At 44.4% G+C, this 14,773-nt stretch carries 10 protein-coding genes; 2 read left to right on the top strand and 8 right to left on the bottom strand.

Annotated features, from left to right (window positions below; all coding sequences use genetic code 11):
- Positions 1-23 precede the first annotated feature (23 nt).
- The 3 genes from AC3IRT_RS00280 to AC3IRT_RS00270 are packed head-to-tail and all read right to left on the bottom strand — an operon-like array spanning position 24 to position 4,495.
- Complete coding sequence (locus AC3IRT_RS00280; RefSeq protein WP_489394563.1) at positions 24-2,441, bottom strand: outer membrane beta-barrel protein; 2,418 nt, start codon at positions 2,439-2,441, stop codon at positions 24-26.
- Positions 2,442-2,487: 46 nt separating this feature from the next.
- Positions 2,488-4,128: a PspC domain-containing protein gene (locus tag AC3IRT_RS00275; protein WP_489394562.1), complete on the bottom strand. Its 1,641-nt coding sequence runs from the start codon at positions 4,126-4,128 to the stop codon at positions 2,488-2,490.
- Positions 4,129-4,159: 31 nt separating this feature from the next.
- Positions 4,160-4,495, bottom strand: a complete 336-nt coding sequence (locus AC3IRT_RS00270) for a PadR family transcriptional regulator (protein ID WP_489394561.1) — start codon at positions 4,493-4,495, stop codon at positions 4,160-4,162.
- Between the two features lie 259 nt (positions 4,496-4,754).
- Between AC3IRT_RS00270 and AC3IRT_RS00265 the strand changes: the two genes are divergently transcribed.
- Complete coding sequence (locus AC3IRT_RS00265) at positions 4,755-5,069, top strand: VanZ family protein (RefSeq protein WP_489394560.1); 315 nt, start codon at positions 4,755-4,757, stop codon at positions 5,067-5,069.
- A gap of 48 nt (positions 5,070-5,117) precedes the next feature.
- Here AC3IRT_RS00265 and AC3IRT_RS00260 read toward each other — a convergent pair whose 3' ends face one another.
- Both AC3IRT_RS00260 and rlmN read right to left on the bottom strand, forming a co-directional pair.
- Positions 5,118-5,819, bottom strand: coding sequence for a ComF family protein (locus AC3IRT_RS00260; protein WP_489394559.1), 702 nt, complete (start codon positions 5,817-5,819; stop codon positions 5,118-5,120).
- Between the two features lie 33 nt (positions 5,820-5,852).
- A complete protein-coding gene (gene rlmN, locus AC3IRT_RS00255) occupies positions 5,853-6,920 on the bottom strand; it encodes a dual-specificity RNA methyltransferase RlmN (protein WP_489394558.1) in 1,068 nt (355 codons plus the stop codon).
- An 85-nt stretch (positions 6,921-7,005) separates the two neighbouring features.
- On the opposite strand from rlmN, the gene AC3IRT_RS00250 reads away from it, so the two are divergent.
- Entirely contained in the window at positions 7,006-7,833 is an 828-nt protein-coding gene (locus AC3IRT_RS00250) for an SMP-30/gluconolactonase/LRE family protein (RefSeq protein ID WP_489394557.1), read from the top strand.
- Here AC3IRT_RS00250 and AC3IRT_RS00245 read toward each other — a convergent pair.
- The 3 genes from AC3IRT_RS00245 to AC3IRT_RS00235 all read right to left on the bottom strand — a co-directional run bounded on the left by AC3IRT_RS00245 (position 7,823) and on the right by AC3IRT_RS00235 (position 14,642).
- Positions 7,823-9,148 carry a hypothetical protein gene (locus AC3IRT_RS00245; protein WP_489394556.1) on the bottom strand — a complete coding sequence of 442 codons (1,326 nt, stop codon included), beginning with the start codon at positions 9,146-9,148 and terminating at the stop codon, positions 7,823-7,825. The genes AC3IRT_RS00250 and AC3IRT_RS00245 overlap by 11 nt on opposite strands.
- 208 nt (positions 9,149-9,356) lie before the next feature.
- Positions 9,357-11,372: a RagB/SusD family nutrient uptake outer membrane protein gene (locus AC3IRT_RS00240; RefSeq protein WP_489394555.1), complete on the bottom strand. Its 2,016-nt coding sequence runs from the start codon at positions 11,370-11,372 to the stop codon at positions 9,357-9,359.
- An 18-nt stretch (positions 11,373-11,390) separates the two neighbouring features.
- On the bottom strand, positions 11,391-14,642 hold the full coding sequence (locus tag AC3IRT_RS00235) for a SusC/RagA family TonB-linked outer membrane protein (protein ID WP_489394554.1): 3,252 nt from the start codon (positions 14,640-14,642) through the stop codon (positions 11,391-11,393).
- Positions 14,643-14,773: the final 131 nt, after the last annotated feature.

Here is a 14,773-nt window from a genome sequence, read left to right as displayed (position 1 = left end):
TTTTAGCTAGGATTTTTGAGTGCCTATTGTGCACGATCTCTTTCGTCGTTTCCGCTATCTGACTTGCGAACATTCTGTTTCAAGTTACCGAAACGGAAGGTGTACGTCAGCCGTACAGTTTGGTTATCATTGTACTGGCGGATATCGGTAAGGAATGCGCCAAAGTTGGTACTGACATTGTTTCGACTGGTGCGAAAGATATCTGTCGCCGCTAATTTCAAGGTGCTACGCGGATCTTTGAAGGTATAATTCACGCCTACATCCAAATTCCAACGGCTGTGGATTTTGTAGATATTGTATATAAATGGAGATGTATACGCCAATGATGTTTCGGCAGAGAGTGACTTATTGATCTTAAAGTTGTTCATATTGTTCAACTGAAACATGAAGCCACCTTGATCTACAAATGAGCCCGCAATTGGGCCTTTAAAGTACATATGCACCAAAGTCATGTTATTATTAATGCTCCAGAAGTTGCCCACCTTATACGGCGTATTGATATTCAAGTAACTGTTCACCTGACGGCCGAGATTCTCGCGAATCACCCATGACTGCTTCGTTTCTTCATCTTGTCCCATACTTTCGGTGATCGCATCGTTGGTGATATCGCTACCCAATGTGAAGTTGAACATCTGCTTCCACGTATAATTCAAAGAGAAGCCATGTGTATATTGCGGTTGCAAAAATGGGTTACCGCGCATAAACGTAAAGCGATCAATGAAGTACTCAAACGGATTAAGGTAACGGTAATTAGGTCGTGAAATTTTCTTCGCGTAGCTCAAAGAGATAATGTTGTTCTCATTAAGTGTACGCGTAATGCTTGCCGACGGGAAAAGATCGAAATAACGACGCTTTACATTGCTCTCCATTGTACGCGATTCTCCATTAGACATCGTCAATTCCCCTCTTAGTCCGGCTTTTATCGACCATTTATTGATCTCTCTGCTATAATCTGCATAGGCAGCAGCCACTTGCTCGGTATAAATAAAGTGATTCGGGCGACCGGCAAACTCCTGCCATACGCCATTGACAATGTGATCAAATTGCATGTTATTGTCCGAACGGACATTACTATATTTCAACCCTGTTTCAAACTTATCTTGATTTTTAAACGGCTTGCTGTAGTCCAATCGCCCCACATAGATGTCAATATTTACTGGCATAGCACTGCGCTCAAACTCTGGATCATACAATAACGATCCTTGTGCAACACGCATTAGGTATTCATAGTTGATGGTATTGGTATTTCTAAAACGAGTTAAATCGGCATCCACGACAAGCTTCCCGCCAGAAGTATCTGTCAAAAAGGTATTGTTTAAGTTCAAGGAATAGCGATTGAATCCCGCACGCCCCATGGTGTTGGAGTTCAACATAGAATCAATTGGCCCACTTGGGCGACTCATCTCGGTGAAACTGACATTGTCTTCTGTCTCAAAAGAATTATTAGCCGAGAATTGGGCCAAGAAAGTATTGCGTTCTGACGTTTTTTGTTCTATGCCAAATCGGTAGGTGTGTGTCTTATCGATCTGAAACAAATCTGAAGTTTGATCGAAAGCCGTGGGCTCTTGCTCACCTACAACCCGATAAATATCTAAATCAAATTTTCGCTTATTGTGCATATACGAATACGTTCCGAACAAGGTGGTATTGTTTTTCTTGTAGTTCAAACTTGCTGAGGTATTTCCACGGGCATAATTACCCTGCGCCAAGCTTCCAATCAACGTACCATTAAAGCCTTCGATTTTATTCTTTTTCAAGACAATGTTGATACTTCCAGAGGAGCCTTCTGCATCATCTTTGGCACTGCGCGTGGTGGCGACTTCAATATTTTTGATCTGTCCGCCATCCATCGATTTTAAAAAGGATGCCAGTTGTTCGCCGGTCATGAATGTTTGACGGCCATCAATGGTGACATTGATGCCTTCGCGGCCCATCAACAGAATATTTTCGTCTTTATCGATAGTAACTCCTGGGGCACGCTGCAAAACTTCTAAAGCATTGTTCCCAGCAGCCAGAGTAGAATTTTCGACATCCATTACCAGTTTGCCATTGCTGCTTCTGATCAATGGTTGCTGTCCGGTTACCGCTACCGCCTCAATGGATGTACTTTGCGTGCTCAGCACAAAAGCAGGCATTTCCAACGCTTTTCCAGCAAACTCAAAAGGAGCTGATTGTACAGAAGTGTATCCGATAGATCCAACTTCCAAGAAATAATTCCCGTTGGGCACGTAGCTAATGGCATAATGTCCTTTAGCGTCCGTAAGTGCAGATTTCAACAAAACCTTCGAGCTGCTAGTCATTAAATAAACCGTTGCTCCTTCTACTGGTTGTTGCTGATCGTTGTTTACTAGACCTTGTATGTGTACAGTTGCCTGTTGGGCAAATGCTTGATTTAGTAGGGCAATAGCTGCCCCTGCAACTATAAATAGTATTCTAATCATTGGTTGTTAGGATGTAAATTTGTTGATTCTATCTGTTAGACGCTCGTTAGGATTCAGATGTTACACTCTCCTCGATGTTTTTTTCTTCGCCCTCTTCTTCCGGGTTGGCGGTGGCACATTTCAACCCATTTTTTGTCATCACCCACTCGGTAGATTTGTGATTGATATCTGGATAGCAATCGTGCGTATTTACGCTATTCCGTACTTTATACTCCATGTTATTCATGATAGTCACCTTCGTACCTACCGGCAGAAATACGGTTACGTCGACATATTGATCACGATATAGTTTTTTTGCGGAACTAAAGGAGAAATGGCTATCAAATTGCAAACTTTGCTTTTCCTGTACTACTTTATACACGATATCCGAAGCGTTGTCTGAAGCTTGTTTGAAGCTGCGTCCTTTGGCCGTATAATTATATTGTATGTATGGCTTTTCTAACGAGTCCAATGATTCTATGCGAATACTCAAATCATCACGAAGGCTAAATCCATCTTCAAATGCTTTTAATCGCCCATTGTCAAAATCCTCACTGGACGCATCGATCACACGAACATCATTCTCTGAAAAGACATAGTTAGATGCCGATTGCAATGGCTTTTCCACTTTTACAGTACTGGTTTCGCGGAAATTTTGTGCCGTAGCCACACAGAAATAAATGATTGCAATGATTGATAAACCCCAAACGGTAAGCAATGTCAAGGAGGCATAATTATTCATCTTCGGCGCCTTAAATAATATCCGTAATAGCAAGTAAAACAACGCCATAAACGGAATAAAATTGGCCAAGAAACCAGCTAGCAATGCAAGATAAGCATCAGCAGGATCAAGCAATTCTAGTGGCGGGAAGTGCATATCTGTCTTGAAACCTATGAGATATAATCCACAGAATATGAAGAAAATAAATAGTCCTAACAAAGTGAGACCAACCGAAACCAGAAGGATAGTTCCGAAAACACGACCAATCATGCGGAAAAATGAACCGACAAACGACTCAACGGATCGTGCGCCACGACCGATGTATTCGCGAGTACCAGACAACTGCCCTGGTTGCTCATCCATCTCGTAGGATTTCTTGAAGTTCTGTAGGTTGGGTGCTTCACCGCGCATCGCCATTTTATCCGCTCGACTTACCGCTTTGGGCATGAAAATCCATAAGACTACATACAGCATGGCGCCAGATCCTGCAAAAAGAAAGAAGGCTAAGAACATGACTCGAATCCATTTTGGCTCAATGCCAAAATAATGACCTAATCCGCTACAGACACCACCTAAGATCTTGTCATCGGGATCTTTCATCAGTCTTTTTGCAAAATAAGAAGGCTCCACTTTCGGCGCTTGTTCCTCCGTTTCTACATGCGGCGCACTCGCATCAGCTGTAGCTTCAGCGCCAGACACTTCGTCTTCATCACTGATTATACCCGCCTCAAAATCGCTTACACGCCCCATCTGTGCAATGACTTGATTGACATCGTCAATACCAATGACTTCTTTCTTGCCAGACTGAATGCGTTCGGAAAACATTTCCGCAATGCGGTTCTCAATGTCTTCCAATATTTCTTTGCTATCCTCCGAGCGGCCAAAGTGCCGCTTGATATCAATCATGTAAGAACGCAATATCTCGTAAGCATCCTCCTCAATGTGGAAAACGATGCTGTTTATGTTAATGATTATAGTCTTATTCATGGTTTTAGGGTTTTTAATATCTTGTTGTCACTTAAATTGTTCTGTGTTCTAATGAGGTTTCTACCGCAAACAGTAGTTCTTTCCACGTCACATCCAGCTTTTTGAGCACGGCCATGCCTTCTTCGGTTATCTCATAGTATTTGCGCGGAGGCCCAGAAGTAGATTCCTTCCAATTATAGCTCAAAAGTCCATTGTTTTTGAGCCGCGTCAATAAAGGATAAAGCGTGCCTTCTACGATGAGTAACTCCGCTTTCTTCAACTCCGCAATTATATCCGATGCATAGATCTCATTACGAGAGATAATAGAAAGAATACAGTACTCTAGTATCCCTTTCCGCATCTGTACTTGTGTGTTTTCAGCTACCATAACAATACAAAGATATGTCTTTAAGACAGTACTTTGCAATACATAGTACTGTATAAAATCAAAAATTGTTCCCAAACAACTGATAATCAGTGTGATAATTTTTAACGGAATGATCTTCAAGCAGATATAGTGTGGCGGTAAACCTATAAAATTCGTTAAAAGCTTTTTTCTTTAGTGGATAAAGCCGACTTTTACGACTATGCGATTTATTCTAAGCTATTCCTGGGCTTTCCTATGGAGCATCTGTATGCTGTACCTCATGTTAAAATCGCCAGGAACCACTTCAATACCACTTTACGAGGGGTTTGACAAGATTGCTCACTGCGGTTGCTTCTTTTTACTTACAGCACTATTTCTATATGGAGCAGTGGCCTACACCAAGGGGATGGCACGAAAATACCTCACGGCATTCTGGGTCCTTTTAGGAACGGGTTCTTTTGCTTTCTTTACCGAGTTTGTTCAATATTACTTCACCAGTACGCGGCAAGCAGATTGGTGGGATATCTTTGCGGACGCGGTTGGTATTGGCATGGCCTTATTTGCTTATCTATTATTCTACCGGAAGCGCTTTTAGCCGGTCGCAAGCGTCCATTTCTTAAATTTCTCGATATCTCACCGCGATTTATGCGCGCGCTATGGTAAGTATGGATATGGTACAACCTAAACCATCTATTAGCTGCTGGGCGGCTACAGAAATGGTCGCACCTGTTGTAATCACATCATCCACTAATAGCACATGTTTCAGAAGCTGTTTTGCCCCTTTTTGTGGCACAAAAGCAAAGGCATTTTCTACATTGTCATAACGGGCAGTCCGGGATTTGCGTGTTTGGGAAACCGAATTCACGTTGCGCTTTAGTAGCGTAATATCATATGGTATGGCCAACGTTTTACTCAAGCCGCGTGCAAAAAACTCTGATTGGTTGTAGCCACGTTTTCTCCTTTTGATGGGGTGAATAGGAATTGGCACAATCAGATCTACATCGCTTACGATCGGATGGTGCTTTAGTGTTTCACCATACATCTTGCCCAGATAAATGCCAATGTCGGGTTGCTGGCCATATTTTAGATGATGAATGAGCCGCTGTACGCGGGATGATTTGGTAAGTGTGAGCATGGAAGCCGCGTGCTGAAATCTGACTTTGCCCCACAGCTGCTTCGCCGTTTCATTTTCGAGATCTTCGTGGTGGTTGGTTTTGGGCAAATGATACAAACAGCTGGTGCATAAAATCAGCTCCTGATGGAGCAAGACGGTATCACAGCCCGCACAGCGCTGCGGGAAGAGAATGTGTACTAATCCATGCCAATATCTATCCAGTCTATGCATGTAGAATAAACGAATACTGCCACAGATAGCGCTTTATGACACTTCTTCGGCAGTTTTATCTTTAATCGCTAATTGACCGCAGGCTGCGTCAATATCTTTACCACGACTACGTCGTACATTGGTAATTACGCCCTGACTACGCAAATAATCGGCAAATACATCGATCTTATCTGCTTCTGCATTCACAAAATCGGCTAAAGCAATCGGGTTGTACTCAATGATATTGACTTTACATGGAATGTGCTTACAGAATTTTGCGAGATCTTTGGCATCTTCCAACTCATCGTTGAAGTGATGAAACACAATGTATTCAAATGTGACCGCGTTCTTAGTTTTGGCGTAATAATATTTGAGCGCTTCGGCCAACGCCTTCAGCGTATTTTGCTCATTGATCGGCATAATTTCGTTCCGTTTCTCATCATTAGCCGCATGCAAGGAAAGCGCCAGATTAAAACGGACCTCGTCGTCACCCAATTTTTTGATCATCTTGGCAATGCCCGCCGTACTTACCGTAATGCGTTTGGCCGCCATATTCAGACCAGTTGGCGAAGTAATACGCTCGATGGATTTCATCATATTGGCATAGTTAAGCAAAGGCTCGCCCATACCCATGTATACGATATTCGATAACGGTTGTTGATAATGATCTTCCGCTTGTTTGGCAATTAGGACCACTTGATCGTAGATCTCGTCGGCAGTGAGATTACGCTTGCGATCCATATAGCCTGTTGCGCAGAACTTACAGGTCAGACTACAACCTACTTGCGAGCTGACACAAGCCGTCATCCGTGAATCAGCAGGAATCAGCACGCCCTCAATCACATTGCCATCATATAGCGTAAACGTGCTTTTGATCGTTTTATCATTACTGATCTGCGACTGGCGTACCTGTGCTGCGTTGATCGTAAAATTGGTTTTAAGGTTTTCGCGTAGCGCCTTGCTCAGGTTGCTCATCTCATCAAAAGAGGTACATGATTTTTGCCATAGCCATTCATATATCTGCTTTGCACGAAACGCCTGCTCCCCCATCTCCGTAAGCTTGACCTTCAACTGATCAACACTCAAACTTCTGATATCCACCAATTTTACATTATCTTTCACAGCAGCAAAGATACAGAAAGCCTGCTAAACCTTTGACATTCTTAGCTAATTTTGATAAATTAGGACATTCACAAAACACACTACCATGAAGAAAACACTAGCATTACTCGCCCTTTCTGCGCTGACTTATTCTGCTCAGGCTCAGCACAAACTCGAAAAATTGTGGGAATCTACCGAACAATTACCTGTTCCAGAATCGGTATTGCCACATGCTGCTCAATCCACGCTATTGGTATCTTTGATTGATGGTGGCGGCAGTGAAAAAGACGGCAAAGGCGGCGTCGCGGTATTGCAAACTGACGGAAAGATGAAAGATGCCACTTGGGTAACTGGTCTGCACGCGCCAAAAGGAATGGCCATGCACGGCAATCGCCTGTATATCGCCGACATTACTGATGTGGTCGTAGTGGATTTAAAGAATGGAAAAGTGCTTAAAAAGATCCCAGTAGCTGGTGCTACTTTTCTAAATGATGTAACCGCAGATGCAAAAGGTCGTGTTTTCGTCTCCGACACGCGCGAGCATAAAGTGTATCTAATCGAGAACGATAAAGCGTCTGTGTATTTGGAAGACGCTAATAATGCGAATGGCGTGCGCGTAATCGGCGATGCATTGTATGTGTTAGCGGGTAAGGAATTGTGGAAAGTGGATCAAACCAAAAACAAAACTGTCATTACCAAAGATTTGGAAGAAGGCGGCGATGGCTTGGAACCTGTTGGCAATGGCGACTTCTTAGTGACATGCTGGCCTGGGCTGATCTACTATGTGAAAGCAGACGGCACATTGGAGCAGCTGCTGGATGTGCGTGGCAAGATGAACACGGCGGACTTGGGTTATGATGCCATATCTAAAACGCTATACATACCTACATTCAACAACAATAGTGTAGTCGCGTATAAGTTGGTTAAAAAATAAATCCGATGCCGGTCTCCACTATGTTGGAGACCGGCATCGGATCCAATGGAGACTTGTTTCGTCGGTACTGGTAGTTGGCTTTCAGCACAATGTTTTCTTTCGTGTTGAAGTTAACCCCCAGCGTAATAATGCTCAGGTTGCTTTCTGCTCGAGGAAACTCTTGCAGCACAGGATTTACCTGCTGATGCGTATTCAGTCGTTCGTACCTTCCAAATAAACTTAGCTTCATTTCGTGCGAGTCAAACAAGAACGAAGAACGGTGCGGACGCTCCTTTGGCGCTCGGCCGCGCAGGTAAGGTAAGATATCGCTACCCAATTCGAAAAGATAACCGTACGTATTACTTCCTAATACTTGACCGCCATTTTCCGAGTGTTCAGCGGTCCGTTGATATATTTTCTCGGTATCACTGAGCGTGCCGTATGTACCGAGTGCTACGAAACGAAAGGTGCTCCAGTGGTATGTTCCATAAGCGGTAGTGAGGTTAATTCTTCCTTTGATATCTTCATCCCGATCGTTGATTCGAACGGAATTCCCTTGGCCTGAATTGCCATAATATCCCGACACAGAAAGCGTAGCACCGGGTAGCCCGTGGTAATTGATTTGCGGATTTATCGCGAGAGAACGTGGCACGCCTAAGCGAATTTCACGCCCCTGCCTAATCCAGCTCCCGCCGACAAAATCCTCACTATTGAGCCCCTGCGAAAAACCCAACGCATAACTCCAGTCTTTCGAAATATTGCCATAAAACATCGCCCCAAACTCAATCCATGTAGAGGGCGTAATCAATCGCTCCACCTCAGAGCGATTAACGGAATAGAACATCACCGGTTCATCATTATTATTTACATAACCGATCGTCAGTGGATAAAAACCCAGACGCGCTTTCAAATAATCGGCATAAAGGTAATCGACAAAGGCTTCTACCAGAAATTCTTGGCTCGTATTACCATCACGATCATGCAGAAACTCGATTTGCAACTCAGAATTCCAGATTAATTTGTCTGTGAGGCGATAGCCAAAAAATGTAGCGTACCGATATAGACCAGAGTAGTAGAGCTCCAAATCACCCAGATCGGTGCTCACATTTTGTTGAAGCGGCACATAATTAAATTCGCCAAAGCCCCCTACAGACCACCGTTTCTCCGAAAAAAAAATTTTAGATGCGGCTAATGCTAGCCCAGGTTGTTGCTGAAAACGAGGCTTTTCCTGCTGGATGCTATCTTGGATTGTTTCCAGCGTATCTATGGTACTCTGCGCCCAGGCACCCGTGAAGCACAGGAATAACGTTGCTAAAATGATGATCTTTTTGTGCATATAGAAGCCCTCCTGATTTTAGGTAATCGAATTCGCGTGCAAAGTTAGCTTTTAATTACAAAAAACACCATAAACAGCACAAAACCTTTAAAATGAAAACGTAAACTTTCTCAAAAATAAAAATGTCATTCTCCCGATGAAGAATTTCACCGGTAGAATGACATCAAGCAGATCATGAATAAAGTACCTTTTTTTACGCTCCCAAGCGTTACTCGGTTCTATCCTCGTCGGCTACCGCCTCTTGCCAAGTGCTCCATTTGGCTACACCTGCATCATAGCCATCATAGCCGAAGTTTTGACTTAGCACGCCTTTGGTGTTGGCCGTGATAGCAGCATACGGTATCGGCCAGTACATATTTTTCTTGTCCATCGTGTAATTTGGACTACTATTTCCGGTCGCATTGATCTGAATTGGCCCTTTGTTGTACATGCTGTAATGATTGATGCGCTGATACCAATAGCTTCCGCCAGCATCATCCGTACCAGATTGCTTGTCGAAGTTGACCAAGCTATAGGTATTTCCCCATTCGTCGGGTCTTCCACTACGCGCTAAACAAAGTGACACGCGTTTCAATTCCACATTACGCCATTCCTCCCAATACAATTCACGGGCACGTTCGTTCATAATATCGCCGATCGTGACTGCGCCTTGGTACAACTGCGCGCACTGCGCTCGTTGTCGGATAATGTTCAAGTCATCTTTGATTGTTCCATCATTGGGATTCAGATAATATTTCGCTTCGGCACGCAGCAAATATGCTTCTGCCAAGCGGTACAGATACCAATCAGCAATTCCGCCGTTAGTTGCTCCACGAAGACCATCAGAACCGACAATGTTTGCCTCATTCACTGGGTCATTTAAAAAGAATTTATAATGTGGCACATCAAACCAACGGCGAATGGTATCGCTACATAATAATGCACCTGTCGTCGGGTGAAATAGCGTCAGGTTTTGGCCAAATTGCGCCGAGGCTTTGTTATTGACCTTGTAATCTTCCATGCGCATCCAATTCCCAGTACTCGAGCTGTGTCGAAGATCGGTCGCATCCACTTCTCCATTCACATTCCATACGGCATGCGTCTGAAAATACGTTGGCCGAAACGTTGATATTCCACGACCAAAAGCACGCATATAGTCGTACAAAGGATTGTAGTCGCCACTGTTACGACGAATATTGAGCATGGCTTGCCGGCCATCCGGCGCTAGCACCCTGTTGTCGAATACAAATGGATATAAGATGCGCATGGTTAGCATTTGAGAAAATGATTCCGCATCAGACCCACGATTGGGCATTCCCATGATGACTTCCTTATTGGCTGCGATGAGCTTGTTTTCTGCACGGTGCATATCCCAAATTACATTTCTGGTGATCGGCCAAGTTCGCGCTTCACCGCCTGGGTTGAATGTGCCAAACGTGCCCGTCATCAGTGAATAACCGGATTGGTTGATCAGAATATCGGTTTGATCTTTGGCCTTCTGGTATTCACCCATCGCCAAATAAAGCTTCGTCAACAGCATGCGACAAGCGCCTTTATTCACCAAACCAATCAGATTAGTTTCCTGCTGCGTAGGCACCCATTCAATCGCAAACTCCATGTCTTGTACCAACATCTGCAAAATAGCATCGCGCTCGGTACTGCGGTAATTCTGCTTAGGCACTTCCAATAGTTTGCTCACTAAAGGAATATCACCAAACTGAAAAACCAACGCCATATACCGAAAGGCACGATGAAAATAGGCTCTGCCTTTGTACGCATTTTTAATATTTTCGTCCAATCCCTCTACCCGATCTACAAACTGAATAATGGTGTTGGCGTAGGAAATGCCTTTATACGTTTCTTGCCACAGATACCAGATACTATTGGTTCGATCAATACTTTGTAAGCTGGTTTCGCTGGTTGGCGTGAGCATATTGGCAATGTCGCACAGCATGGTTCGCTTATCTGTTGCGCCAGCTACCATCAGCTCCGAGAAGATATATTCTGTACCGAGCGTGAGCACCTCGTTGTGTTCGGTGGCCCAATACAGTTTAAGATGGCGGTCGCAGATCGCCATGGCAGACATCAATCCCGATTCGGTAGAAAAAGTGGCTGTTGGCTCATAAATAGAAAGTGGATTCGGTTTCAAAAAATCTTTAGAGCAGCTGCTGATCAGCAGGATACCACCTACTATCGCTGCAATGCAATAGGAAATACGGCTAGATCGTTGATGAATATTTTTCATGATAAAGTATTTTAAAATTTAGAAAACTAGATTTAAGCCAAACGTGTACAAGCGCGGCGCCCAACTACCCGTTTCCGGATCTCCGTACGGCCATCCCGGCGACCAAGTCGCTACGTTGCGCACCGCACCAAATAGTTTGATGCTATTCAAATCTAGGTTGGACGTCCAGTATCTTGGTAAAGTATAACCTACCGTAATATTCTCCAATCGTACGAAAGAGCGGTTGTACAGTTTGTTAACACCAGCAGCGCCAACTGGACCACCTGCTTCAATACGGCCAAACTCATTAGTTGGGTTCTCTGGTGTCCAATATTCTTTGCGCTCACGGTTTGACAAGCCATAGGCCATATGCCCACCATTATCATCGTTATTCAGGTAATTGCCGTTTAAACTTTTGTGACCGGTGTATGCATACAAATTGAAAGAGAAAGTCAGATCTTTCCACAAGGTAAAATCACTTCGCAAAGACCATTGAAAAGGTGCTACGCGACGTCCCAAAAACTCTTTATCCTGATCATTGTATACTGGTTTGCTGGTGCCATCGGTATTCACCCCATCATCTTCCGTATGGTTATTCGCTACTTTAGGATCGCCCGGTAGCTGCCCGTACCGCGCAGCTTCTTCTACTTCATTAGTCTGCCAGATTCCGGTAACGCGATAGTTCCAAATGGCATCGATCGGCTGATCAATAAACCAACCATTCGGAATGTCATTTACTTCCCGACGACTCAAAACGCTACCATCTGGTGCGATCACATCTTCGTATTGATAGTACAAGTGCTTGATGCGGTTCTTGTTGTAAGACATGCCAAAATTGGTGCTCCATTGGAAGTTTTCGCGCTGAATGTTGAGCGTATTTAAGGTCAGCTCAAAACCCCTGTTGTCCACCTGACCCAAGTTGGTCGCGATCCGCTCAAAACCCGTGAAGGATGGTAAGCGCTGTTGCATAATCATATCTTTGGTACTCATGGAGTAATATTCCATCGTGGTTGAGATTCGATTATTGAACAGGGAAAATTCCAGACCTACGTTCCACGAAGCCGTCTTTTCCCATTGCAAGAATGGATTTGCCAATCGATCAGCCATCAAATACCGATACAAAGCTAATTCGCCAGCATTATTGAGGTATCCCTGCATCTTACCAGCTCCTTCATATAGATTGGCCAATGCCAAATTGGGATCTGCCAACGATCTATTTCCATTCTCGCCGTAGGATACACGAAGTTTACCATTACTGACAAGGCTTTGCGGATTAAAAAAGCTTTCGTTAGTAAAATTCCATGCTACCGCAGCAGATGGGAAAATAGCATGTGGATTGGATGTACCAAAACCCGAATAGCCATCACGTCGAAGAGAGGTAGTCAGTTGATAGCGGTCATCGTACGAGTAAAACAAACGTCCTAACATACCATCAGCTGTTTGCCGTGTATCAAAACTAGAGTACGAGCTATCTTCTTTCATACCATTTCTCGTATTGTGAAAACCTAATGCATCTGATGGTAAAATGTTTCGAGCATTGATCATATCTTCCCAAAACTGGCGCTCTTCAGCCTCATACACGAAGGTGGCATTGATGCGGTGCTTGTCATTAAACTCTTTCTCCCAGCTCACCACATTGTTGATCGACCAGTCAAAGCGTTGCGCTTGCGAGCGGTTCACACCACGTGATTTAGGGTCTGAGCCTGGCAAAGCAGCCGACATAAAGTAGCGATCATGAAAAAACTGAAAGCGCGGCGATGCATTGAAGGAGTAATTGATGTTGAATGGCAACTTTACTCGCGCTTGCAAAATGGAATTCAACGTGGTGAAACCTTTTTCTAGCTCTAGAAACTGTTTGACAAAGTCATAATTATAGCCACGCTGGCTGAATTCTGGGCCCAATGGAAACTGAACTGGATTGCCATCGGCATCCGCATAATCGCCGAAAGGGCTATTGCGTAGCGCCTGTGCCTGATCGATATCTACGTTGCCATCGGATCTATTTTGGAAATTGACATTCGCGCCTAGCTCAAACCAGTTGGTGACCTTGGCGTCAATCTTCATATTAGCACGCACCGCGCGATAATTGTCGGAGACAACAACGCCTTGATTCTTCATATAACCCATAGACAGGTAATAATTGACCCGATCTCCGGCTCCGCTCACACTGGCATTGTAATCTTGATCCAATCCAGTACGAAATACATGCTTAGACCAATCAATAAAATTGCCATCTACGAAGTTTTGCAACGCATTGCCGGTGAAGCCCAATCGCCGTCCCCAGATCGCTATATCCGATTCTCCATCTGTGTTGGAGGTGTATCCGCGCCAAGTATCTGCAGAAACACCTGCAGGCAATCGATCTGGTCGCACAAAGAAGCCCGGTTGCTGCGCAAAAAGGCCAGTTTGATAGGCTTCATATGCTCCCGTTGTTGGATTTACACCATACGTATTCTTGGTAAACCAATCTTCTCTATGTTTGAGATATCCCGCTTCATCAAATGGCTCACGGAATGTGCTCAACGTAGAAGCGCCTACATTGGTGCGCAAGTTGACAATAGGTTTGCCGGGCTTGCCCTTCTTCGTGGTAATGATGATAACACCACTGGCTGCCTGTGCGCCATAAACTGCCGCCGCAGACGCATCTTTCAAAATATCAATCTGCTCAATATCATCGGGGTTAATTTCGGATAGTTCACCATAATAAATCATTCCATCCAAGATCAATAACGGACTATTGTGGCCGCCTTCGTCGTAAACAGAACGTTGACCACGGATTTGTAGACTACCTCCACCTTTGGCCGATGGATCAAAACCCACGCGTACACCCGGCGTACCACGCAAGATGTCCTGCACCGTTCGAGGATTTTCGTTCGCAATATTATCGGGTCGAATCTGTGTAACGGCACCGGTCAAATCTTTCTTGCGCATACTTCCGTAACCCACAACAACGACTTCGTCCATACCGTGCACATCCGTGCTCAGCGTAACGTTGATCGTACCGCGGTTTTGAATAGGAATTTCCTGTACCGCATATCCGGTACTGGTGAAGATGAGCGTGCTGCCACCCGTGGTAGGAAGTTCCAATGTATAGCGCCCTTCCACATTCGTCGAAGTAGCGCGATCAGAGCCTTTCACACGTACGGTTACACCTTCTACAGGAATGCCTACTTCGGAGGTGACGACGCCGGAAATCTGCGTATTTGGTGATTGCGCGAGCGCAATGGATGCCCGATAGGGACTTAGGCTTGCCAACAGAATGACAAGAATAAAGTAGCATTTATTCATCATGATTAAAAAACTGCTTTGCGAGCGCGCTATATGATCGCCTTTTCGTTATAAGTTGGCTTGGATTCCAGATAGCATTTTTTAAATAGCAACTGTGCGGTAATGAAATTGTCTTAGCTTTGCATCTTCAAAGA

This window comes from Sphingobacterium sp. KH_072, assembly GCF_057837975.1.
The sequence above is the reverse complement of the archived record's forward strand: the minus strand, read 5'-3'. Positions and strand labels throughout refer to the sequence as shown.

Bases quoted from the DNA above. Each gene is read 5' to 3' on its own strand.
- AC3IRT_RS00270 (WP_489394561.1), bottom strand. From the start codon at position 4,495: ATGGTAGCTGAAAACACACAAGTACAGATGCGGAAAGGGATACTAGAG.
- AC3IRT_RS00275 (WP_489394562.1), bottom strand. From the start codon at position 4,128: ATGAATAAGACTATAATCATTAACATAAACAGCATCGTTTTCCACATT.
- AC3IRT_RS00265 (WP_489394560.1), top strand. From the start codon at position 4,755: ATGTTAAAATCGCCAGGAACCACTTCAATACCACTTTACGAGGGGTTT.
- AC3IRT_RS00245 (WP_489394556.1), bottom strand. From the start codon at position 9,148: ATGCACAAAAAGATCATCATTTTAGCAACGTTATTCCTGTGCTTCACG.
- AC3IRT_RS00260 (WP_489394559.1), bottom strand. From the start codon at position 5,819: ATGCATAGACTGGATAGATATTGGCATGGATTAGTACACATTCTCTTC.
- AC3IRT_RS00280 (WP_489394563.1), bottom strand. From the start codon at position 2,441: ATGATTAGAATACTATTTATAGTTGCAGGGGCAGCTATTGCCCTACTA.
- AC3IRT_RS00250 (WP_489394557.1), top strand. From the start codon at position 7,006: ATGAAGAAAACACTAGCATTACTCGCCCTTTCTGCGCTGACTTATTCT.
- AC3IRT_RS00235 (WP_489394554.1), bottom strand. From the start codon at position 14,642: ATGATGAATAAATGCTACTTTATTCTTGTCATTCTGTTGGCAAGCCTA.
- AC3IRT_RS00240 (WP_489394555.1), bottom strand. From the start codon at position 11,372: ATGAAAAATATTCATCAACGATCTAGCCGTATTTCCTATTGCATTGCA.